The sequence below is a fragment of the Belliella filtrata genome (assembly GCF_022549775.1).
GTDB lineage: Bacteria > Bacteroidota > Bacteroidia > Cytophagales > Cyclobacteriaceae > Belliella > Belliella filtrata.
The window spans coordinates 1-24,790 of record NZ_JAKZGP010000021.1 but is presented as its reverse complement, the minus strand read 5'-3'; the positions used below and the strand labels follow the sequence as shown (position 1 = coordinate 24,790).

The 24,790-nt window shown below is 33.8% G+C and carries 20 protein-coding genes; all 20 read right to left on the bottom strand.

Translation table 11 applies throughout. From position 1 onward, the window contains the following. Positions 1-207: 207 nt before the first annotated feature. Positions 208-1,371 carry a glycosyltransferase gene (locus MM239_RS09820; RefSeq protein ID WP_241348010.1) on the bottom strand — a complete coding sequence of 388 codons (1,164 nt, stop codon included), beginning with the start codon at positions 1,369-1,371 and terminating at the stop codon, positions 208-210. A 23-nt stretch (positions 1,372-1,394) separates the two neighbouring features. Next, positions 1,395-2,669 (bottom strand): O-antigen ligase family protein, encoded by a 1,275-nt coding sequence (locus MM239_RS09815; protein ID WP_241348009.1) that lies wholly within the window; start codon positions 2,667-2,669, stop codon positions 1,395-1,397. Between the two features lie 23 nt (positions 2,670-2,692). Continuing rightward, positions 2,693-3,865: a glycosyltransferase family 4 protein gene (locus MM239_RS09810; protein WP_241348008.1), complete on the bottom strand. Its 1,173-nt coding sequence runs from the start codon at positions 3,863-3,865 to the stop codon at positions 2,693-2,695. Between the two features lie 11 nt (positions 3,866-3,876). Next, positions 3,877-4,752, bottom strand: coding sequence for a glycosyltransferase family 2 protein (locus MM239_RS09805; protein WP_241348007.1), 876 nt, complete (start codon positions 4,750-4,752; stop codon positions 3,877-3,879). Then, the gene (locus tag MM239_RS09800; RefSeq protein ID WP_241348006.1) at positions 4,749-5,846 is read right to left on the bottom strand and encodes a hypothetical protein; all 1,098 of its coding nucleotides are present in this window, start codon (positions 5,844-5,846) and stop codon (positions 4,749-4,751) included. Before MM239_RS09800 ends, MM239_RS09805 begins: the two co-directional genes overlap by 4 nt. Before the next feature lie 150 nt (positions 5,847-5,996). Beyond that, complete coding sequence (locus MM239_RS09795; protein WP_241348005.1) at positions 5,997-6,878, bottom strand: glycosyltransferase family 2 protein; 882 nt, start codon at positions 6,876-6,878, stop codon at positions 5,997-5,999. A 62-nt stretch (positions 6,879-6,940) separates the two neighbouring features. Then, positions 6,941-8,365 (bottom strand): lipopolysaccharide biosynthesis protein, encoded by a 1,425-nt coding sequence (locus MM239_RS09790; protein WP_241348004.1) that lies wholly within the window; start codon positions 8,363-8,365, stop codon positions 6,941-6,943. 273 nt (positions 8,366-8,638) lie between these two features. Then, positions 8,639-9,763 (bottom strand): glycosyltransferase, encoded by a 1,125-nt coding sequence (locus tag MM239_RS09785; protein ID WP_241348003.1) that lies wholly within the window; start codon positions 9,761-9,763, stop codon positions 8,639-8,641. A gap of 1 nt (position 9,764) precedes the next feature. Continuing rightward, positions 9,765-10,781 carry a GDP-mannose 4,6-dehydratase gene (locus MM239_RS09780; protein WP_241348002.1) on the bottom strand — a complete coding sequence of 339 codons (1,017 nt, stop codon included), beginning with the start codon at positions 10,779-10,781 and terminating at the stop codon, positions 9,765-9,767. Then, entirely contained in the window at positions 10,778-11,659 is an 882-nt protein-coding gene (locus tag MM239_RS09775; RefSeq protein WP_241348001.1) for an NAD-dependent epimerase/dehydratase family protein, read from the bottom strand. The genes MM239_RS09780 and MM239_RS09775 overlap by 4 nt, the downstream gene beginning before the upstream one ends. Next, positions 11,659-12,975: a lipopolysaccharide biosynthesis protein RfbH gene (rfbH, locus tag MM239_RS09770; protein WP_241348000.1), complete on the bottom strand. Its 1,317-nt coding sequence runs from the start codon at positions 12,973-12,975 to the stop codon at positions 11,659-11,661. The genes MM239_RS09775 and rfbH overlap by 1 nt, the downstream gene beginning before the upstream one ends. Positions 12,976-12,978: 3 nt before the next feature. Then, the gene (rfbG, locus tag MM239_RS09765; RefSeq protein ID WP_241347999.1) at positions 12,979-14,055 is read right to left on the bottom strand and encodes a CDP-glucose 4,6-dehydratase; all 1,077 of its coding nucleotides are present in this window, start codon (positions 14,053-14,055) and stop codon (positions 12,979-12,981) included. Beyond that, the gene (rfbF, locus tag MM239_RS09760) at positions 14,037-14,810 is read right to left on the bottom strand and encodes a glucose-1-phosphate cytidylyltransferase (protein ID WP_241347998.1); all 774 of its coding nucleotides are present in this window, start codon (positions 14,808-14,810) and stop codon (positions 14,037-14,039) included. Before rfbF ends, rfbG begins: the two co-directional genes overlap by 19 nt. A 6-nt stretch (positions 14,811-14,816) precedes the next feature. Continuing rightward, positions 14,817-15,782 carry an FAD-binding oxidoreductase gene (locus MM239_RS09755; protein WP_241347996.1) on the bottom strand — a complete coding sequence of 322 codons (966 nt, stop codon included), beginning with the start codon at positions 15,780-15,782 and terminating at the stop codon, positions 14,817-14,819. Positions 15,783-16,003: 221 nt separating this feature from the next. Next, positions 16,004-17,002: a mannose-1-phosphate guanylyltransferase gene (locus MM239_RS09750; RefSeq protein ID WP_241347995.1), complete on the bottom strand. Its 999-nt coding sequence runs from the start codon at positions 17,000-17,002 to the stop codon at positions 16,004-16,006. A 29-nt stretch (positions 17,003-17,031) separates the two neighbouring features. After that, complete coding sequence (locus MM239_RS09745; protein WP_241347994.1) at positions 17,032-18,339, bottom strand: nucleotide sugar dehydrogenase; 1,308 nt, start codon at positions 18,337-18,339, stop codon at positions 17,032-17,034. Between the two features lie 139 nt (positions 18,340-18,478). Next, on the bottom strand, positions 18,479-19,795 hold the full coding sequence (locus tag MM239_RS09740; RefSeq protein WP_241347993.1) for a UDP-glucose dehydrogenase family protein: 1,317 nt from the start codon (positions 19,793-19,795) through the stop codon (positions 18,479-18,481). A gap of 165 nt (positions 19,796-19,960) precedes the next feature. Then, complete coding sequence (locus tag MM239_RS09735) at positions 19,961-21,076, bottom strand: Wzz/FepE/Etk N-terminal domain-containing protein (RefSeq protein WP_241347992.1); 1,116 nt, start codon at positions 21,074-21,076, stop codon at positions 19,961-19,963. A gap of 62 nt (positions 21,077-21,138) precedes the next feature. Further along, positions 21,139-23,736, bottom strand: a complete 2,598-nt coding sequence (locus MM239_RS09730; protein ID WP_241347991.1) for an SLBB domain-containing protein — start codon at positions 23,734-23,736, stop codon at positions 21,139-21,141. 196 nt (positions 23,737-23,932) lie between these two features. After that, complete coding sequence (locus MM239_RS09725; protein ID WP_241347990.1) at positions 23,933-24,445, bottom strand: helix-turn-helix domain-containing protein; 513 nt, start codon at positions 24,443-24,445, stop codon at positions 23,933-23,935. Positions 24,446-24,790: the final 345 nt, after the last annotated feature.

Sequence of the window (24,790 nt, the reverse complement as noted above, 5' to 3'; positions counted from 1 at the left end):
TTATTCAAAATAATTGTATCTGAGTAATTTCTAAAAAAAACTTGAATCCGATTGGTAAAAGAATAATTTGAATTCTTTTCTCCAGAAACCTGAACTCTTCTTAGTTGTTCTTGGAAAACGCTTAAGTTCGAATTCACATCTTGTCCAAATAACAAGCTTATGTAAAAAAAAAGAATTCCAGAAAGAAATATAATCTTCTTCATAAAACTATAGATAACTCAGATAATTTGATTTAACTTTTTCATAACTATGGTAATTATTAATATACGATATTGCATTTAAACCAATTTGCACACATAAGTTATTATCATTTAATAATTCCTCCAGTCTTAATAACAGAGATTGAGTATCATCACATACTATCAGCTCATTACCTGTAAGAAAATTTAAACCGTCTGCTCCAATTCTTGTTGTGACAACACATTTCCCTAAACTCATTGCCTCAAGAATCTTATTTTGAATACCTGCTCCAGAAACCATTGGAGCTATCACTATTTGTGATTTAACTAAAATTTCATAAGGATCATCAACAAAACCAGTTACTTTAACCCCGGGGACACGCTCAAAATTTCTAATTTCCTTTGTGGGATAGGCACCTATAATATTAAACTCTAAATCATTTAACTTACTCTTAAGTTTAGGGTACACTTTATACATAAAATACTTAATCGCACTAATATTTGGCTCATAATTCATTTTACCTAAAAAAGAAAGACTGAACATTTTAACATCAACATCATCTTCTACATTTTTAGTTTTTACAAAGTTTCCAATTACCTTTATTTTGTCATTGCCTATGAATTCTTTATCAACTTGAGAAATAACAATTACTTTATCAAATCTATTAGAAATATCTATCTCATACTTACACACCCTAGTTGATTCAATATTATAAATTAATTTCCAAATTCCAGAAGAACTTTCCTTAGCTTTAGAATAATTTAACCCTATAGAATCAACTAAATCAACTACTTTAACTAGATTAAATCTTTCAAGGTAATTTGTCATTCTAATGTGAAATGAAAATAGAAACTCATATTCATTTTCACCAACTAATTTATCTATATAATCAGCAACTTTTTTGAAATAATAATAATTCACTTGAAGAGGTAAAGTGTTTGATATCAAACCTATAGCTGTATTTAAAAAATATTTAAATTTTGAAAACTCAAAACACTTTATAGTTTTGGTATACTTTTTTAGCTCATCTAATTCTAAAATCTCTCCATCCTTTTCTTTTAAAAAGATTAAATCAATGTTATACTTTTCACTTAAAATTTTTAAAGTATTAAATGTCCTAACTCTATCTCCCCCTATTAGTGGAAAAAGAGGTCTTGATGAAATGACCAGGATTTTTTTCTTAAATATCATCTTCAATTACCTTTTTTAAAGATTTATCTCAATTTATTAGAACTTACATTACTTACACCGCTAAAAAATAATAAAACAAGTATAGTTAAAAATAAAGGAAATGAATAGCTGTCTAATTGTAAAGAAAATGCCAAAAACATACAAAAAACAATTTGCAAACCTACATTTCCCTTTAAACTTTTACTAAGTTTTACTCCAAAATATAAAATATAAGTTCCAAAAAATAAACCAAATTCAGCAAGTATTTTAGTATAAAGATTTTTAGGACTTGTACGTATTTCACCTATGACAATAGGGTGAATTTGAACATTATTCACAACTTGTGGATAATCATTTTGAATAAAATAAGGAAATAAATAATAACTGTTCTCTCCTCCAACACCAAGAAAATAACTTTCCTTAAATATCAAATAACCTATATAGGGATTAATAATTCTCAAAAAAATTGAATCATCAATTGCTATTAACTTAATAAAAATACTACTATCTTTTAGAATACTTATAATGGCGAGAAGTCTATTTTGAGTATATTCTGGCATTAAGCCAAATAAACTATAAAATATTACTAATACTATCCCTATCAGCAACATCATTTTAACAATAGCTCTTTTTCTAAACAAAAAAACAAATAGAACAGGAATTATAACAACAGTCAATAAACCGAACGTTGAGCCGACAGCTAAAAAAAGTAAAATTAAAAAAGGTAACAACCTTTTATAAATCACTCTATATTTACCAGTCGAGAAATAGTAACCTATAATAATTACTGATAACAAATATACTGAAGCATAAGCAGGTTCACTTGAAGTTAACTGTATTCTTTGTGTAATTTTACTAACAAAAAGCAATGATATACTCTTTGAAACTGAACCTAACCCTACAAATGGAAAAAACAATTGAATAAGCCCTAATAAAATCGGGATATAAGAGGAAATCAGAAAATAATTAGAAAATTTCTTCCAAATTTCAGACCTATTCTTTTCGTCTAATGAATTGTAGTAATCAGTAACAAAGAACACAAATAGAAAAATCAACAATAAGTTGTAAAGAAATTTCCAACTACCAATTAAATCTTCTATTATAAAAGCACTGACAAAAAAAGACTGTAGAATTAATAAAAGGACAAAAATTAAGGTTTGGAAAGTATTTATTTTAAGAATGAATTTTGGTTTAAAAAAAAAGAAAAAATATAGTAAAGCTGGATAAATACATAAAGGTTTTATTACTCCACCTGGAGCAAAAGGGAATGAATCAAATGGCAAACATAGAATGAATGAAAACCAAATTCTTTCTCTCAAAATACACTTTTTCAAAAGAGGACTCATCTTCCTTTTTGCAATCTTTTATATGCCTTTAAATACATTAAAGTGATTATTTCATTACTGAAATATTTACTATAATCAAAACAAGCTTTTGACATTCCTAATACTTTATCTTTAGAGAGCGTTGTAATTAAATTCTCTAAATCAAAAATTAAATTATTTGGATCTAATAAAAACCCTGTTCTATTTTGGTGAATAATTTCTTTTAGACCTCCCAATTTAGTTCCTATGACAGGTTTTCCATATGAATAAGACTCTACAACTACTCGACCAAATGGTTCTTTCCATAGAGCAGGATGAATCAAAACATCTACACTGTTGAAAAATTCATCTTTACTTTTAAAACCAACAAAATGTATGTTATCAGAACTTTTACTCTTCAAAAAATCTAAATATCCAATTTTATATTCGACTCCTGCAACGATCAATTCATGATTTATATCATTTGAAAATACTTCAATCAATTCCTCAATTCCTTTCTCGGGTCTTAAGGCACCGAAAAAGCCATATTTTATTTTATCACCACAAGAAGATTTTGCAAGAGACGTTTTGCTCCCAATAGAATTGTATATAACTTTAGTTTCACTTGATGAAAAGTACGATTCATCCAAATGTACACTTTTCATAAATTCACTAATAAAAACAATAGTGTTTACATTCTTTGATTCTATTTTCTTTGGGTAAGTATAAAATTTACAAAATTTACATTGATCATTACAAGACCTACCTGATTTAAACATACTCGATTTTGCACAAATCAAATAAAAGTCTCTAGTGGTATGGACTAGAGGGATTTTCAGCGTTTTTATCAATCTAAATATAGAAACAGAAAAACCTGCAATATTATTAGTGTGTATTATATCTGGATTAATCTCTGAAATTACTCTTTTAACTTTAAAGGATGTAAAAGGGTTATAAATGTCTATTAATCTCCAAAGAATTTTACTAATTGTACTTTGCTTACTCGCTTCAAATCTCCAAAAAACATTTGGTATATATACTTTAATTACATCTATACCCTCCCAGGTATATCTTTGATTTTTCTTGGATGTAGCCAGAACATATACTTGATGCCCATTTTCTTTAAGACCCAATGCTAAACTTTGAACTGAAAACTCTGCTCCTCCCAAGTTATCTGGATGGAAAAGAGTATTTATAAGTAGTATCTTCATCTAAAAAAACATTAAGCTCTTTGATGGTCAGTCAAGTTAAATAAAATTCCAAGTTTGAAAATTGTTCCATAGATTTTTAAAAAATATGCAACGTAACCTGCCTTGATTTTTTGAAAAAAAGTCATGTTTTTAATTTTAAACAATTTCTTCAATGAAAATGGAGGTAAAAACCCAATAATGATTATTTTTAGAAAAGTTAGAATAAATGAATTTTTTTCGATTAATATTTCTCCACCAGCCACTCTTCTTTTCTTTTTCAACATCATTTTCATATTACTTCTAGCTGGATGATTTACTAGTACATCTCTTGCATATTCTACATCAAGTCCATTCCTATGAGCTCGCCATCCCCAATCAATATCCCCTCCTGATAACAAAGATTCGTCAAATAAACCAACTCTTTCAAAGCTACTTTTCCAAGTAATCATATTAGCAGTTACTGAAGTTCCTCTTTCGGCATTGAATTTTTGATCAAAAGAGAAAGCCTTTTCAAACAACTCTATTGAACTTATGTTTTTAGATTCAAAAAATAGTTCAACATGCCCTGCTAGACGCTTATTGGAATCCCTTAATCGCATAAAGGCATTACTGAGCCAGTCTTTATCACATATACAATCTGAGTCAGTGAATGCTAGTATTTTTCCTTTAGAAGCTTTGATAGCAGTATTTCTAGCAGCATAGGAACCCACTTTTTCTTCCTTTAACAATATGCAGTTATAAGGTAATCTTAAATTCTTGGGAGGAAAATCCTCAGGATCGTTATTAACAACTATAATTTCAAAATCATCTAAATTAAAAGACTGTGCCTCCAAAGAATTAAGACAAAGTTGAAGTCTATCCCACTCATGATAAGTAGGAATAATTACGGAAAAAGTAATCATATTCATATTTTAATTAAATAGTTTTCTTTTAACCTGCTTGCGGCATATATTCTAGCTATAGAGGTATTTCTATCTGGGGAATTATTACTCAAAGGTTCTTCAATATTTAAAAACGTATTTTCAAACTGAAGATTCAACCAATTATTTGCAACTGTTGTATTTTCTAATAAACTTTCAAATCCGAAAGCCAACTCAATACCAGAAGTATTATAGAAATATCCATATTTAGAATTTTTTAAAGTAGACCTAAAATTATCAGATTCAGTAACAGTCAAAATCTTTTGAATCAAGTTGGATTCCCACAATTCATGTTTTGGACGACTTACTTTAAGCATAGCTAATGCGTATACATTAAATGCATGATAGCCTACTGACTTAGAGTATAAACCTGATTTGTAAGAAGGAACTGCGTTTTTAGCTCTTGATTTTACTTGACCTAAAAAAGATCTAAGACCTAAATTTAAATATTTATACAAATCTCCCATTGAAGATTCATGATAAATTATGTTGTCTCCATATAATTTAACCTTCGATACAATTTTATCCAGAAAAATATCTACTGCTTCTAAAGCAGCAGGAGTTCTTGAAAGCATTCCTGCAGAAGCAGCAAACCACAGTTGATGATTAAAGGTCCCATCAAAACCTAGTATATCTCCGTTTATTTCGGTTCGATTCCAAAGTCCAATTCTATCATCAAACTTATGAAGAAAAAAAACTTCTTGAGCTAAACTATAGCTTTCTTCATCATCAAAACATATTGATGCTTTAACCAAAGCTTCAATGCACCATGCTTGACCAACTAATCCATTACACGAATCTTTCCCTATTTTATCTCTATGATAAAAAGTTTTAAAAAAGGGTCTACTTTTATCACTTTTTAAGTACTCCATACATTTAAGAGCTGATTTTTTAAAAGTATCATCATTAGTTTTAGAATATAAATCACTTAAAAAAAATAGTACGTGTGCTGTGTTCCTTACTGGAGTTTCTGGATCATTATAAGGTCCATTATGACCAGAAGGGAAAGAACCATCGATATTTTGCATTTTTAAAATTCTGGTTGATGCTTTTAATAATAAATCATTTAATCGGATTTCCATTTTTCAAATTATGTTTAAATTAATTTAAAAAAAATAAAGTCTTATCAAGAATACAATTATCGCGTTTTGAGATAAAAGATAATTAATATTTTAATTTCTACAAATGTAAAGAAAAGATCAGGTGTTAATTATGTGGGAAAATTACTTGTTTTACCCTTTCATTCTTAAGATACCGACAATATTAGCAAACCCCATGGTCCATTTCACTACTTGAGCAACAACTAATAACCTAAAAAAATAGGAGTTAAAAACCTTGCTTTTATTAGAAGTAACTAATCTACGTATATAAAAAGGATTCACTGGTATTATTACAGTTTTAATTGAACTCAAAATTGACGTTCTCATACCCTGTTCTTTCCGAATCAAAGGTTGATGTGTCCCAACCCTCCACTGTTTTCTAATTAATTCTAAAAAATCTCTTGCAGGTTTTCTTACTACAGCATCTTGACAAAATTTTAATTTTAAACCTGCAGAAGTAGATTTAAATGTCCACCTAACGTCAGCTCCAGACCTCACCCCTTCAGGAAATAATCCAATTATTTCAAATACATTCCTTTTTATAAATAAATTGGCTGTTTTTGCAATTCCTTTTGAAATAGATTCTTCCATTTTTATATTCGTCAAAGAATCAAAAATCTTTGCACTAGTAAGTTTTTCTTCAAAATCAAACAACACATTTCCACCGATTATGTCCGATTCGGAATTATTTAGGAATAATAGCCCATTATTAAGCCAATTTGGATCTGGAACACATGTTGCATCAAGTAAAATAATGACTTCTCCAGTGCTTACTTCTATTCCCCTGTTCCTGCAAGAATAGGGGCTATTTAAATTTTTTATTTCTTTTAAATAAATCACTTGATCAAATGATTCATCAATTAATTTTTCGATATTAATATTTGATCCATTATCAACAACAATTGTCTCAATTGAAATATTTGAAACATTCTTTTGATTATAAATCGAATTTAATGTTTTTAACAAATAATAAGAATCATTAAAAACTGGAATCACTATAGATACTTTCAACATTTAGCTTTTATTTTCTTAAACATTTATAATTATTGATTCAGAAGTTTAGGACAAGTTTAAATTTATTTCAGTATCAAATCCCTTCCCTCCTTCTTCATTAGAAAAATTACTACTGTTACTAAAACGCTTATTAATAATTTTAATAGCAAGCTCAATAATATATTTTCAATAACAAAATATTCAAGAGCTAACAAATTAAAAACTAGAATTATACTTATAATCAAGGGATAAAAAAGAGTCTTGTAGAAAGTAGTTAATGATTGATTTAAACCTCTCTTTATTAAATAATAAAAACCTTGAAAAAAATTAATTAAAAATGCACCTATCAAACCATATCCAACTGATTCTAAACTTTGGCCTATAAAAATGCCATAACAAATCCCACTTACCATAAAAATTGCACTTAAGCCTCCTGAATAAAATAGTAAATCCGTTCGATTTATAGCCTGAAAGATTGAACCACTACTTGAAAGAATCATCTGTAAACCTACGGTTAATGCAAGAATTTTAAAAACAGGAATACTTTGCATCCATTGATCACCATATAACAATAGAATTATTTCGGATGCAGAAAAATATAGAAATACAGACAACGGAAATCCTATTGTAGCCAACAATAAAACAACTTTATTATAGGCATTAGAAATTCTGTTTTTATCATAATGGAAATCAGAGAGTACTGGGTGTAATACAGGGGTGATAACGTGAGTTAAATTGCTTACAGGCATCATCATTAGTTGATAAGATTTATCATAAAAACCTAAGGAAGCTGGTGATAAGAATTTTCCAATTAATAAATTATCCAAGTTTCTAGAAAAATAGTTAATAAAATTAAATAAAAATTGAAAAGTAGAAAAACGAAGAATTTTATTGATGGCACTGGTTTTTAAATTAAAAGTAATTTTTATTGGTGATAACCAATAAAAAAAGGCAAATGTGAACATTCCATCAAAAATACTTTTAAAAATTAAAGCATAGTAACTAAAACCTTTAAAGGCAAATAAGACAGCAAAAATTCCGCTAATCAATTGTACAAGTACGTTTATAATCCCTACCTTTTTAAATTTTAATTTTTTTAATAATAAAGCATTTGGAACAATTTTTAAAGCTGAAAAGAAAACAGTAAGTGACATCAGTCTTATCAGGGGTATTAATTCTTTATTACTATAAAATGATGAAATCGGAGTTGCGGTAAAAAAAAATATTAAAGCAAGAATAAATCCAATAATTATCGAAAAAAGAAATATTGACTGCAAATCTTCTTCTTCTAATTTTTTATTTTGAATCACAGCAGGCCCTATACCTGCATTTGTTAAAATATTAAAAAAAGAAATTATTACTGTTATTAATGCAACTACACCAAACTCTTCTGGTGATAGGAGTCTTGCTAGAATAGCTCCAATGACTATAGATATAATTACAGTAGAATACTTTGAAATTCCTGTATACAATACTCCAGAAGTAACTGATTTATAAATTGAACTCACCTATTTATATTAAAACTGTTCCATGAAATCCCTAAGCATTGATTAAGTGACTTGTTGATAAACTTAATCATTCTCTAAAATCGAAACTGCTACTATATTTATTAAAATTACTTATGTATTTACGCCTACTTGCGCATAACCGAACAATTGATAGAATATTGTACTATTTCACACCTTCGGATGACCTTGAGCTGTTGTCTGTGGACGAGTATTCGCATGATACAATGCCTCTTTTTTTAACGTGCAGCATTGCGGATACTAATAAAAACTATTTTACGTTTTCAGTAATGGAATAATCTGATTTAAATATGCTTCTTTGGAAAAATGTTTTTCAAATAACAAATATCCCGCATTACCAATATCGTTAAGCAAATTTCTTTCTTTTGAAAGCATAATGACTTTTTCTGCAATTTTTAATGCTTCCGACTCACAAAATATTATGTTCTCTAAATCGGTAAAATACTCATTCAATGCAGATGTCCTTTGTGAAATTACAGGTAAACCCATTGAAATCGATTCAACAACTTTATTTACCATAACAGTTTTTGCTTTAAAACTATCACCAAAATTACCAAATGCAATATCACAATTATCGATCAGGAAATTTTCAAGTGATTTATCTGCAAAGTTTTTATAATAATCAAAAAAAACATGCGACTCCAAACCAAGATTTATTAATTGATTTTTATATGGTAAAGCTTTTTCCGTTGAATTCCCAAATAAGTAAAGCTTAAAGTCAATATTAGCCAGCTTTAAATATTTAGCCGCTTCAATGATTTTATCTAAGCCATGCAAAGGTAAAAATGTCCCCCACCAACAAAGCGTTATAGTTGAGCTTTTTAAGTTTGCATATGGAAGTTTTGATCTCAGTCTATAATTTGTTGCTAAAGGGATTATTAATGTTTTGTCATAAGCAGTTTGTCTTTCAATTAGATTCAAATAATATTCCCTCTCAGAAGAGTTTAAAAATACAATTTGATTACATACGTCAATTAAATTTTGATCAAGTTTTAATAATTTAGAAGCTTTCAAAGAATTTTCCAATACTATTTTTCTATCATTGACGTAAGTATCTAACATTGATATATAAAATTCTCCAATTACCTTCTTTCTTAACATTTTAGATATGAATTTTTCAACACCTATAAGATTACCCATAGGTAAAATATAGATTATATCTGAAATGACTAATTTATGTAAACTTAAAAACTTATCAAATATCCTGAATATCCTAAACAAAAGTCTTTTGAAAAAACTTTTGTTTGTCGTCATCAAAAATCTCGGATCTGAATGGTGGAAAACATATTCAGGAGAAGCCATTAGAAATTCAAACAATGCTCGTGCTCTAAATGATACAAATGCATCACCAATTAAATAAATTCTTTTATACAAAGCCATATTACGAATCAACCCAATTAATCATATTATTTATACCCTCTGATTTAACAACCTTAGGTGTCCAGCCAATCATATTCTTAGCCTTAGAGATATCAGCAACAAAAACTCGTTGGTCACTTTCTCTAGGAGGTAATTGGTTATATTTCATTTTTATATCCAATTTTCTTTCTAATAATTGGAACAATTCTAATAAAGATGATGAATTATCTATACCTCCTCCGATATTAAAAGCTTGCCCTTTGGTAATTTCAATATTTTCTGCGGCTTTCAAATAAAGAGAGACGCAATCACTTGCATAAAGTAGGTCTCTTACTTGTTTACCGTTACCCGAAATTGTAAAAGGTTCTTTAGCAATTCCATTTTTAATTTCAATTGCTTTTTGAACAAACCAGCCTAACCACCCTTGATCAAAAGTAGCAAACTGACGTCCACCAAACATTGAGGAATGTCGAAATACAACTGTTTTCAATCCATAAATACGTGCAAAGTCTAACATATATTGATCAGCACTGCCTTTTGAAGTCCCGTAAGGCGAGTGGAAATCCAAATTCACATTTTCATCGAAGCCATTAGGTTTATCTACACATTCATAGCGGGTTTCAGTTTCACGATATTCAAATTGCTCCAAATCACCATAAACCTTATTTGTTGATGAATAAACAATTGTACTTTCTGGAGAAAACAAACGTACAGCATTCAGTAGGTTAAAACTACCAACCACATTAACTTCAAAGTCCATCCTTGGATTATTTATTGAAGTAGTCATCGCAACTTGACCTGCAAGATGATAAATAACATCTGGTTTATGTCTCTTAATAATTCTTTCGACATCGTTAAAATTTCGAATATCACTATGAATAAATTCAAATTCACCTTTTGTTCGAAGCCATTCTAAGTTTTGGTAACTTCCAAAACGGTATAAATTATCAAATACGACGAGATCATGACCTTGCATTATTATTTCGCTGGCTATATTGGATCCTAAAAAACCGCACCCTCCAGTAATTAAATATTTCATTTTTCTTGCTTTATAATATTAGTTATTCCTTGTTCTAAGTTGATCATTGGAGACCATCCTAAATTCAATAATTTTTTTATATTAACTTCAACCTTCATCATTTCTCCTTCCCTATAAGGAATACTTCCGAAAGCTAGCTTAGTCTCTATCTTTCCAAAATTAGTTTGATATCTATCTTTTAATTCCTCAAGAAAACTTTTTACAGTATTTAATTGCCCAGAGCCAACATCAAATTCATTAAACATTTGAAGTTTAGAATCTTTATTTAAAACTGTTAAATAAGCTGAAACTACATCATCTATATAGATAAAATCTCTTTCTTGCTCTCCTTCCGTTAGTTTAATTTCTTCTACTCCTTGTTGAAATTGGGAAATTATCCATGGTACAAATTTAGTAGTATCATCGTTTGGGCCATACATATGCTCAAGCCTTAAATTAACCACCTTTATTTTATCAGATTTTTTCTCAAGCCACTCAACAAATTGTTTTTTGGACAACGAGTATACGTTGATGTGTTTTTGCAATAGGGTGTCAGTATTAATAAAGGTATTTACATCAAACTTTAAGCAAAAGTCCAAAATTCTTAATCCAAACATTAAATTGCTATCTACAACTTGCCAAATTGACTCCCCGTTTCGTCCATAATTACAAGCCGTATGAATCACACAGTCTACTTTTTGATCTTGGAAAGCTTTTTCAATTGGATATAAATCTATGTCATAGCTTATATACCTTCCTTCTAAATTTTTAATTCTCCAATTATTTGAAGATGATCTTTTAAGAACTACGACTGTATACTCCTCTTTAATTAAGGCCTCAAGCAAATGGCTTCCCAGAAAACCAGTAGCTCCAGTAAGTAAAATTGTTTTTTTATTCATTAAAAATTCAATCCAAAAAACTCTTCCATTTTCTCTACAATAAAGTCTAAATGTTGTCTATCTAATCCAGGGAATATACCAATCCAGAATGTGTTATTCATTGTAATATCCGTATTTGTAAGCTTGCCGACAACTCTATATTCTACTCCTTGAAAATAAGGTTGCTTTGTAAGGTTTCCTGCAAACAATAACCTTGATCCAATTTTATGCTCATCCAAGAACCTCAACAAATCTACTCTATTGACTCCACTCTCTGGTTTGATCGTTATTGGAAACCCAAACCACGAAGGGTTACTGTTTGGAGTTGCTTGGGTCAATTCCAAATAATCAACAAGAGATTGTAATTTCTCACTTAAGTAATTAAAGTTCTCTCTCCTTTTGCTTATAAAATCATTCACCCTATCCAACTGTGCTAATCCACACGCAGCTTGCATATCTGTGATCTTTAAATTATATCCAGCATGAGAATACACATACTTGTGGTCATACCCGAATGGTAGATCACCATGCTTTTGCTCAAATCTACATCCACAAGTATTGTCGCATCCTGGAGCACAATAACAATCTCTTCCCCAATCTCTAAATGATTCAGCTATGACTTTCAACTCTGCATTATTTGTAAAAACTGCTCCTCCCTCACCCATAGTAATATGATGTGCTGGATAAAAACTTAAAGTACCAATATCTCCAAATGTACCTACGAGCTGGTCATTATATGTGGCACCCAGAGCGTCACAGGTATCTTCAACCAACCACAAATGGTATTTTTTACACAGCTCTGTAACTTTTTCTAAGTTAAAAGGATTACCCAAGGTATGAGCAAGCATAATCGCCTTTGTCTTTGGTGTAATAGCAGCTTCTATCAAATCAGCATTGATATTGTGCGTACTTAGGTCAACATCTACAAAAACGGGGACAGCTCCAAATTGAATAATTGGATTCACAGTGGTTGGAAAACCAGCAGCAACTCCAATTACTTCATCTCCCTTTTTTATTGCTCTATCACCTAGTTTGGGCGAAGTTAGAGTGGAAAATGCCACTAAATTTGCAGAAGACCCAGAATTTACAGAAAGGCAATACTTAACTCCTAAAAAGTCTGCTAATTTTTTTTCAAATGCTTCATTGAATCTACCAGTAGTCAACCATCCGTCTAAGGAAGCTTCTACCATGTTTAGCAATTCACCTTTTCCTAAAACTTTACCCGATGGAGGAATTATAGTTGATCCAGGTACAAATTCTGATTCTTGATATTTAATTTCTGCAAACTTTTCTACCAGTTTGGCAATTTCGTTTCTTATAGACGTTTCGTTATTCATCTTTTAATTATTATAAATATTAATCTCTTCTAAACACTTCTCATGCATATTCTTATTACTCAAAAATGCCAAATTCCACTTATTGATAAGCTTTAACACTTCCCCTATGGACCATTTTGGTTCCCATTTCAAATCAGACTTAGCTTTAGAACAATCTAATTTTAAAAATCTTGCTTCATGTGGCTGCGGGTTTTCATCTAAAAGCCATGACACCCCATCACCCCAGATATCTATCATTTGATCTAGTATCCATTTTACGTTCTTACAATCATCATCATTTGGACCAAAATTCCAAGCATCTGCAAACCTCTTCCCTTCCATAAAAAGACTCTCCGCCAACATAAGGTAACCAGATAATGGCTCTAAAACATGTTGCCAAGGTCTCGTCGCTAAAGGATTCCTAACAACCACAGGTCTTTTTTCATTAAAGGCTTTAACTACGTCTGGAATAAGCCTGTCTAAAGCCCAATCACCTCCTCCTATCACATTCCCTGCCCTTGCAGAAGCTAAAGCAGGAGCATGATCCGTATTGAAAAAAGAATTCCTATAAGCAGCTGTTACTAATTCCGCACATCCTTTACTACTGCTATAGGGATCGTAACCACCCATTGGTTCATTTTCTCTGTAACCCCATACCCATTCCTTATTTTCGTAACATTTATCTGTAGTTACAGAAACAATAGATTTCAAATTCCCACAAGATCTTGCTGATTCTAACACATTTACAGTGCCCATTACATTTGTCATATAAGTATCTACTGGTTCAGTGTAGGATAATCTTACAAGTGGCTGTGCAGCCATATGAATCAAAATTTGCGGATCAAACTCAACCATACTTTGTCTCAAACTATCCAAATCTCTTATATCTCCAATTTGATGATATAAAAGATTTTTGACATTTGCAGTATCAAACAACGAGGGAGAAGTATTGGGGGCTAAAGCGTAACCTTTTACTATTGCACCCATTTGATGCAACCAAATAGCCAACCAGCTACCTTTAAAACCAGTATGTCCTGTTAAAAAAACTCTCTTTCCTTTCCAAAAGGATGGATTTACTTTTCTTACCTCCAATTTTTCCATGGTGCTTTATCTTCTTCCCACAACTCTTGTAATTTAATTTTATCCCTCAGGGTGTCCATAGGTTGCCAAAAACCTTCATGTCTAAAAGCCATCAATTCACCATCTTCTGCAAGAGACATCAAAGGTTCTTGCTCCCAAACCGAGGAATCCCCTTTTATTCTTGCTACTACCTTTGGAGAAAGCACAAAGAAACCTCCATTAATCATAGCTCCATCACCTTTAGGCTTTTCTTTAAAACTTTTGATTTCGTCGCCTTGAATATCAATAGCTCCAAATCTTCCTGGAGGATAAGTTGAAGTCATTGTAGCTAACTTACCATGCTTTTTATGAAAATCTATGGATTCTTTAATTTGAATGTCACCAACCCCATCACCATATGTAAAACAAAACGCTTCTTCATCTTTAATATACTCATAAACCCTTTTCAGCCTACCACCAGTCATGGTGTTGTCGCCTGTGTCTACCAAAGTCACTTTCCACGGCTCAACTCTTTTTTGATGTACTTCCATGGAGTTACTTTCCATATCAAATGTAACGTCAGATTGGTGCAAAAAGTAGTTGGCGAAATACTCCTTTATAACATACCCTTTATATCCACAACATATTATAAATTCATTTACCCCATAAGAAGAATAAATTTTCATAATATGCCATAATATTGGTTTACCACCAATCTCAACCATTGGCTTTGGTTTCAGAGATGTCTCCTCACTGAGTCGAGTACCTAACCCACCTGCTAAAATTACTGCTTTCATAAATTTTTAATTTGATTGAACAAAAGAATCTGAAAAGAAACTATTTTCATTTAATCCATTTAAAATTAACTTATTTCTGGTTTGATTTATCATTTCCTCAGAGCCACATGCATAAAACATTGAATTTTCTAAAGCAATTTGTTGATCAAGCAAAATATCCTGTACATACTTTTTTATTTTCCCTTCTCTAGATAGTACTGGAATAAAAAATATCTTCTTATTCGTTGGTGACCAAAAAATCTCACTCGAAAATCTCATCCCCCAAAAGACATAAATATTTTCAAAATCATCTGCTTTCTCTCTGAACTTTTCACTTTCTAAAATACTTTTTATTGGTGCTATACCAGTGCCTGTCGCAAGAAAAACCAAATTTTGTCCCTTTTCATGATCTCTAAGAAAAAATGTCCCTTTTGGCCCTTCAATTCTTAACAGATCATTTATTTTCATTTCGTTAAACCAATAATTACTCATTTGACCACCTTCATAATTCTTGATTAGGAGTTCAATTTTACCTGCATTTGAGGCATTAGCAATAGAATAACTTCTTTTTATTCCTCCTCTTATTACATCAATATATTGACCTTCTAAAAAATTAAACTTTTGATTGGGAGGTAATCTTAAAGTAACCATAACAATAGATTCGGATAAATTTTGGAAGCTATCTATTTTTACTGGGAATGTACGAGATTTTACAAGCCCATAAGCACTCAAATCCTCTGCATCTAGCCAAATATCTGAAACAGGTTTCCTAACACAAGTAAGTATATAGTTATTATCACGTTCAAGTGAACTTAAGGCAAGTTCATTTTCACATATCTCAGTTTCCCCCTCAATAACCTTAAACTTGCAAGATGAACATCTTCCTGTTAAACAACTATGATTAAGAAAGATACCGTTTTTTAATGCTGCATTAACAATGGTTTCATCCTTTTCACACTCGAAAACTTTATTGTTTAAGAAAATTTTAAACATTATTTATCTTGATTAAAATTTTAACTCATCCCTTTTTAAATGCACATAATATTGAAAATTCGTCAAATTCAAGACTACAATATCTTCAACTAAGCCTCTCGGGCAAATATCTGGTCTTTAACCAAATTATATTTTGAATTTGGAATAATTGACAAAAAAAGACTTACTTTTATTGGACTTTTATTCTTCTCAAATAACTATTAATCCGCAATTGAATTGATTTATAAAACTAATCCAGGATCATCCTGTTCCAATTTTTCATAAACTTTTTTAACATCTTGTGCATTTTCCTTGTTCAAGACCAAAATAGCATCATCTGTCTTGACCATAATAACATTTTTGAGGCCAGTGAATGAGGTGTGTATATCAGTCCCTATTACCATGTTTCCATTTTCGTCAATTGGATGGCCTGTTTTAGCCAAGTAATCGTAGATAGATTCAAAAGACCCCATATCAGACCATTCAAAATCTGAGGGTACAACTTTGATTTTAGCTGTCTTCTCCATCACCGCATAATCCACTGATATAGAAGGAATCTTCATACTCAACGCTTCATCCAAAAATCCATCTTTGGCACTTTCAAAAGCATACTTGGCAGCTTCATAAACTTCTTGTTCATAAGTTGCCAGCTCTTTCAAAAATACACCAGCTTGAAAGCAAAACATACCTGAGTTCCAGTAGAAGTTTCCCTTTTTCAAAAAGGATTCAGCAGTTTCCAAATTCGGTTTTTCCCTAAAGCTCTTTACATCTTCCCCATTTGCTTCGATATAGCCGAAGCCAGTTTCAGGCTTGCTTGGCTTCAGTCCAAAAGTAACAATATATCCAGCAGTTGCCAGTTCAATTCCTCTCTGAATTTTATCCTTGTAAGCATCTCCTTCATTGATCAAATGATCTGAAGGAGTTACAAAAAGTATATCGTGTGGTTCAACTACTAATGCAGCGAATGCTATTGCCGCAGCTGTATTGCGAGGACAAGCTTCTATAATCTCATGATACCCTGTCTTACCAAGGTTATTTAAATCCTTTCTAGAAAGTTGATAATTATCTTTGTTGCCGACTACAATAATTTGGTCACAAACTCCTGAGTTTCTACTTATTGTTTTTTGGAACAGTGTTTCTCCTCCAAAGATGGGTAAGTATTGTTTTGGTCTACTTTTACGAGAAAGTGGCCACAACCTTGATCCTACTCCACCAGATAGAATTACATTAAAAACCTTCATTCGATTATAATATTATCATTCAATACCTATCAAAGTCGTGCATCAACAATATCCTTTGACATCACTGATTTCACATCAAATACCACTTGATTGCTTGACTTTTCTATTTTCCAAGACTTAAACTCTTGATGAGCTACGGCTAAAATCACAGCTGCATAAGTATAGACTTCTTCTTTTACCTCACTCTTGCAAATTTGTATGCCATACTCATGTAATACCTCATTTGGGTCTGCCAAAGGATCATAGATGTCTACATCCATATCAAAAGACCTAAGTTCATGATAGATATCTATTACACGGGTGTTTCTCACATCTGGACAATCCTCTTTGAAAGTAAATCCAAGGATCAAAACCTTAGCATCAACTACTTGTAGATTCTTTCTCATCATGTGCTTGATGGTCTCTGTAGCCACATGTTTGCCCATAGAGTCATTGAGCCTTCTACCTGCTAGGATTATCTCTGGATGGTAACCTACTTCCTGTGCTTTTTGTGCCAGATAAAATGGATCTACTCCTATGCAGTGACCTCCCACCAAGCCCGGCTTGAAAGGAAGAAAGTTCCACTTCGTTCCAGCTGCTTCTAGCACTTCTTGGGTATCAATATTCAGCAAGTTAAAGATCTTTGAAAGCTCATTCACAAAAGCAATATTAATATCCCTTTGGGAGTTTTCGATCACTTTGGCAGCTTCTGCTACTTTGATAGAAGAAGCTTTATGCGTTCCTGCAGTAATAACAGATTTGTACAAATCATCCACATAGGTGGCTACCTCAGGAGTTGAACCTGAGGTTACTTTAAGAATCTTGGTTACCGTATGCTCCTTGTCTCCTGGGTTGATGCGCTCAGGCGAGTAGCCTACAAAGAAATCTTCATTGAACTTCAATCCTGAAACTCTTTCTAATAGAGGCACACACTCTTCTTCGGTTACACCTGGATATACAGTTGATTCATAAACTACCACATCACCTCTTTTCAAATGCTTAGCAATAGATTCAGAAGCACTCAACATGGGAGTAAGAACAGGTCTATTATGCTTGTCTGTGGGTGTAGGTACAGTTACAATAAATATATTGCAAGAAGCAAAGTCTTTAGCTACATCAGTTACATTCAAACCTGATTGAAAATCATCAACCTTATCCTTACTAATAAGAACGACTTTTAAATCTTCACTTTGCACCTCCAAAGTACGATCCTTACCCTGACTTAACTCCTTGATACGTTCTTCATCAATATCATAGCCAATCACCTTGTACTTTTCAGAAAAGGCAACTGCCAAAGGTAGACCTACATAGCCCAAGCCAATAATGGCAATTTTCGATTCTGAAAGTGGTTTTAACATGTTATTTTTTATTGCTATTTAAATTTTTATCACGCAGAGGCTCAGAGTAGAGTTTGTTGTTATGTGTTAAGGCGTAAATGCTTCGCGTTAAGCGTTGATGTTTGCCTGCGGCTGCACGTTGAACCTTTAACGTTAAACCCTAAACCCCTATTCCATAATGAACAAAGCCTAGCTCCGCAAGGTACTTTTTATCATAGATATTTCTACCATCGAATACTACCTTTTCATTGAGCAATTTGCCCAAGGCTTCCCAAGATGGGATACGGAACTCAGACCATTCTGTCACCAAAAGCAAGGCATCTGCATCTACGCAAGCATCGTAGGCATCTGTGGCATAGGTAATCTTATCTCCTACATAGATATGCTGTGCTTCTTCCATGGCAATAGGATCATAACCTTTGACTTTTGCCCCAGCAGCGATCAGCTCATCGATAATCACAATAGCTGGAGACTCTCTCATATCATCCGTATTGGGCTTGAAGCTCAATCCCCAAATCGCAAAGGTCTTTCCACTTAGGTCTTCCCCAAAATGTTGTTTGATTTTGTTGACCAAAACGTATTTTTGTGCATCATTTACATCTTCTACTGATTGCAATACCTTAAGTTCGTAACCGTATTGCTTTCCAGTTTTGATGATTGCCTTAACATCTTTGGGGAAACAAGAACCACCATAACCTACCCCAGGGTAGATAAATTTCGTTCCTATTCGAGGATCAGAACCAATTCCTTTACGCACCATATTGGCATTGGCTCCTACTAGTTCACAGAGGTTAGCAATGTCATTCATAAAAGAGATCTTGGTCGCCAGCATGGCATTGGCAGCATACTTGGTCATCTCTGCGGATGGGATATCCATAAAAATAATGCGATCTCCGTTCAATTGGAAAGGCTTGTAGAGTCGCTTCATGATCTTCTCTGCACGCTCATCATCCACGCCAATCACAATTCGATCAGGCTTCATAAAGTCTTCTACTGCTGCCCCCTCTTTCAAAAACTCAGGATTAGATGCCACCGCAAATGGAAGCTCTACCCCTCTTTTGGTCAAAGCAGCTTGAATAGCAGCACGAACCTTCTCTCCTGTTGTCACTGGAACGGTACTCTTTGTAGCCACTACAATGTAATCTGACATCTTAGTACCTATCTCATCCGCCACGGCCAAAACATACTTCAGGTCAGCAGAACCATCTTCACCTGGAGGAGTGCCTACTGCAATAAAGGCAACTTCAGACCCTTGGATAGCTTCTCCTAAGTTTGTGGTGAACTGTAACCTTCCTGAAGCATAATTTCTTTTAACTACCTCTTCAAGTCCTGGTTCATAGATGGGCATGATGCCATTTTTGAGCCCTTCAATCTTATTCTGATCCACATCCACGCAGACCACATTGATGCCTACCTCGGCAAAACAAGCTCCTGATACAAGTCCGACATAGCCGGTACCTACAACTGTGATTTTCATATCTTAATATTGGATTATTTTGTTTGAAAGATGTTAAGCGTTAATACTTCGCGTTAATCGTTAATGCTTGCCTGTGGCAAGGCGTTAAATGTAGGATTGACTATGTTTTACATCTACCTTCGTTGAACGCTTAACTTTTAACGTATACCCCTAAAGACGCTCCCCTTACACTTCCTTCCACTGCTCCTTTACTCCTTTCAAAAACTCGGACCCAAAGACATAAGCTAGGGCTACAATAAAGCCAAGGACAGTAAATATAATGATTATAAGCGGACGCTTGGGAGCTGAGCGCTCGTTTGGTACACTTACAGGCTCTATTACAGAGAATACAGGCGTATCCTTAGCAACCTGTAATTTTGCTTGCTCAACTTGCTTTGCAAGTTCAGTATACACATTAAATACAAAATTATATTCTGCTTCCATACGATCTTGTTGGTTCATGGCAGCAGCTGAAGCAATATTTTGGTTGCGATCACGAAAGCTAGCAAGTCGATTTTGAATCTTTTCGAACTCTTCCTTCTTTTCAGCGAAGCGCTCCTCTGTAAACTTAAGTTGTTCTTTTGCATTGCCTAATTTGTATGCAATCACTTCTGATTGGAGCAGTTTCTTTGTCTGATTTGCCATCTGAGCGGCCATCAATGGTTCGGACATGGTAAAGGAAAGCGCTACAAATCCTTCCTTATCGTTAGGAGTCACAGATAAGCTAGCATCGATAATTCGAAAAATATCATATTCTTCCCTTGTTATTCGTATCAACCCATCATTTGTTGCAACTGTTATGGTTTCGGCCTTCTCTCCTTTTATACCACTCATCAATACGCCAGGCAATCCAATGGTATACTTCTTTACAAGTGATAATATTCCAGGAGAATTATGTTCTAGAATATATGACTTAAAAGTAACTTCCTCACCCAACTCTTCAGGAGTAACTTTTGCTTCAAGTAAGGCCTTTTTGAAAGGAACTGATGAAGTGATTTTAGGGTACAAGGAGGGAGGTATCTCTGCACTCATAACGGTATTCCCAATATTTACCCCTGCCAAAGAAGCTAAACCACCTAGCGCTCCTCCACCTCTGTTGGAATCAGAAGACTGGGGAATAAATGTAGTACTAGCCGTAAACTCATTACTAGAAAATATAGCTACAAATAATCCTACACCAATAAAAATCAAGACAATATATGTAATTAGCCTCCGCTTTGACCAAATTGTCTTCCCTAATGCTAACAAATCGATTTCGTCATTTTCCACTTGACGATCACCATGTTTTTGGATTTCTGACATTTTTACAAATTCAATTTCTTTTAGGTAATATGCTTTCCTATTTCAAGTCTGAAAATTAAACATTAATTTCTAGTCAAATTATTGATGAGCAAGGCCAATGTAGCGAGACTTGTTCCTAAACCTACATAAGCTTGAGCAGACATAGGCTGTCTCTCTGGCCTTTTTGGAACGATAATCTCTGCCCCTGGCTCTACTTTAGGGAAAAAGTTGAAAAACAGAAACTTGCTAGTCCGCCGAACATCCCCATTGGCATAAATCACATAAGACCTCCCTCTTCGAGAATCCTCTGTAAATCCTCCAGCCCTAGAAATATAAGATTTGAAGTTGGTGTGCTCTCTATATCTAGCTGTAGTTGGATACAATACTTCACCGCGCATACGTACTGTTTGAAGTTCCTTTGGGATAGACAATACATCTCCTTCTTGAAGGATCAGGTCATTGTTTCCTCCAGGATTATTTAGTATTGCTATCAGATCTATTCCTATCATTTCTTGGGTTTTGATGGCTACAGTTTCCACACTGTCATCTTCTACAAAACCAATGATAGTTTCTTTTCTAAAATCATCAGCCATCAAGCCTCCTTTTTTGTTGGACTGATCACCTCCCTTTTCCAAGATTTTCATATCGATCCGTTCTAATAGGAGCTTATCAAACTCCGTCCTGTCCAAGCTATCTCTGGCTACATTCTCTTTAACAGAAGTTAGGTTTTCACTTTTAATTTCATTTTCACTTGGAGCATCATAAAATTCATTTCTTCTGATCAAGGTAGCTCCTTTGGCATAGGCAAATTGGTTCAACCCACCTGACCTTTTGAGTAAATCAGATATTCTTTCATTGGCATTGGCTAAGGCATATTCACCTGGATAGAATACTTCTCCCTCTACCCTGACCATTTTCTCTCTTTGAAAGCCAGGACTTCTTCTTACGATCACATGGTCAAAAGGCATCAAGGTCACATCCATATCAGATGCACTTACTTTTAGGTTTTTATCTACATCTATTCTGATGATCTCAGCCAACTTACCAGAAACATCATTCTTAACTCTTCTTGCTATCTCTATCTGTGAAGCAGATGCAGACTCTTTGAATCCTCCAGCTTTCAAAATGATATCGGCGACTTTCATGTTTTCACCATAGGCAAATGCTCCTGGCTTATTTACTTCTCCAGATATCTTAATATAGTACTCTTCTCTGATATCATATATACTTGGAATATTAAGAACATCCTCTCTTCTGAGCACTACATCTTCCGCTGTACCATTGACCACAGCACTGATATCTATGGGAAGTACTTCTAGGGAAAAATCAGGCTTGGTCCTGTAGAGCGTAGCCCTGTTAAGAAAGGCATCTTCTCTCAGTCCATTGGCCTTTGCTATGAGTTGGGTCAAGGTCATTCCCGGTTGCAAGGCGAATGTCCCTGGTCTCATCAATGCTCCCGATACTTGTACCCTATTTTCAAACCTGTTTAAAATCTGTCCTACCCTATATGTATCTCCATCTTGTGGATTGAAAGACTCATAGTTTACAGCATCCACATCTTCCACTCGCTGTTCAGCACCAGTGCTCCTAGTCACAGTAAGCCGCTCACGATAAGCATCTGATTTAAAACCTCCAGTGAAGGCAATCAGGTCATTGATGCTTTCTCCTTGTTTCATCTCAAAAAAGCCTTCTCTACGAACTGGACCAGATATTTCTACACGTGACCTTACTGGAGGTACTATGATCAGGTCATTGTCTCTTAAGGTGATGCTGCTGGAATTTTCTCCTTTGATCAAAAAGTCATAGACATCTATTTCAACCAACAGTTTGCTGTCCCTAAATACTTGAATGTTTCTGAAAGATCCATTTTCATTAGGCCCACCTGCGGCAAAAAGTGCATTGAAAGGAGAGGCAAAGGCAGGAAGCGTATAATTACCTGGCTTGTTCAATTCCCCTGCCATGGCAATAGACACCGTTCTGATATTTCCTAACCTCAATTCCATAAAGGTATTTGGATTGCCTCCTCCTAATCCTGCATATATTTGAGTCAAAGCTGATCTTATCCTTGAGGTTGCTGAAGCAATTGTTGAACCACCGACTTTGATTGGTCCTACGTTAGGAACCATGATATTGCCTTCAGGACTTACCCTCAGGTCATAGGATTGCTGCGAAGCCCCGTAGATATCAATCAAAAGTTGATCTCCTCCACCTATCGTATAATTCTGTGGTGTTGGTACGTTCAAGCTTGGATTGAAATTGAGTTCTCTGTTATGAAATAAGGTATAACCAAAGATCTTTTTCTGTTTTGGACTTAGGTCTTTATAAGGGTCATTTGCTCTGCCTAGTTCGAAATCGAACTCCTCATCCTCTTCCATACCTTCCACTTGTCGACCTTGATACTGAGCATCCCTGCTGTTTCGGTTCGCATTCCCCTTGCCACTTCTGATGGCTGAGATCCTTTGTTGGAGTTTCGATACTTCAGATGCTGGCATTCCCCGTTCCCTGGCCATGGCAAGGACCTGTTGTTCATTCATACCAGAGGATTCTGCCCTTTTCACTAATTGCTCTACCTGGGCATCACTGAGGTTATCTACTTTGACTGATTGGATATCAGATAAGGATTGGGCCATAAGTAGACCAGTAAAAAGAAGAAAATGTAAAAGAAGAATTAATTTTTTCATGTTTGAATCTAAATCACGAATTAAATTTGGATTTTTCCAACCTGCAAGCTACTTATAAATTAATAATTTGCGGTAGTTCAGGAAACGTAAATTACTGGAAATTTTATGTCATTACTCACAGCTTCGCCCTGTCAGTCCCATAAGGACCTAGCGGGTTGATGTAGTGTTAAGACGAAAACTAATTCAAAAAATTGGTTCAGCTGCCAGATTTATAAATCAACATGGCCTCAGGATCTGATATTTGATCTTGTATACTAAAAACCACTTCTTTTTTGATCAGTTCCTTGAGCTTCTCTGAAATCATCTCAAGATAATGCTCATTAAGTTTATCTCCAGTGACTTGTACATCGATCTTTCCAGAATCTAAACCCCTGGCATAATCACCCACAAGTGCCACTTCATGGACATCTCCCATTCTTTCCAAAACTGTTGCCAAAAGCTTATCGAGTCCCAGATATTTTCTGATCAGGTCTTGGATATTGGAAAAGAAAGGGTGATTGGTGTTGGCTTGATAGTCGATCTTATTTTTATCTGCTACTTTGAGGAGATAACCAGCTTCTGAGAGGTTGTTGAGTTCTTTCCTGATAGCGTTGGTAGATTCTCCAAACTCATCAGCCAAGCCCCTCAGGTGTCCCTGATTTTTGGGGTTACTAAAAAACTTAATTAAAAGCTTCAATCTTGTCTTGGAGGTGATTAAAGAATCTAACATGAAACAGCTGACTTAACGAGTAACAAAAGTACTCGCTAGAAAATGATTTGCAAAATTAATTTCCAAAAAAGTTTTAGTGTAAGCAAAACATTTAACTGCATAGGACGCAAAAGAGAAACGCTAAAGGTGGAAAGAGGATTTTCACACTAAACTCTTGGATCTCTTAGCGAAAACTTATAATTCTTCGTGGTAAAACCTTTAACCGCTAGGTATCTATTAATAGAGTAGGAAGATAGGGATTATTTCCCTATCTGTCCTCTCACACCACCGTACGTACCGTTCGGTATACGGCGGTTCTTTAAGTTTTGATTCTAACCTTTTGGTAATAGTCCGACAGGAATACAT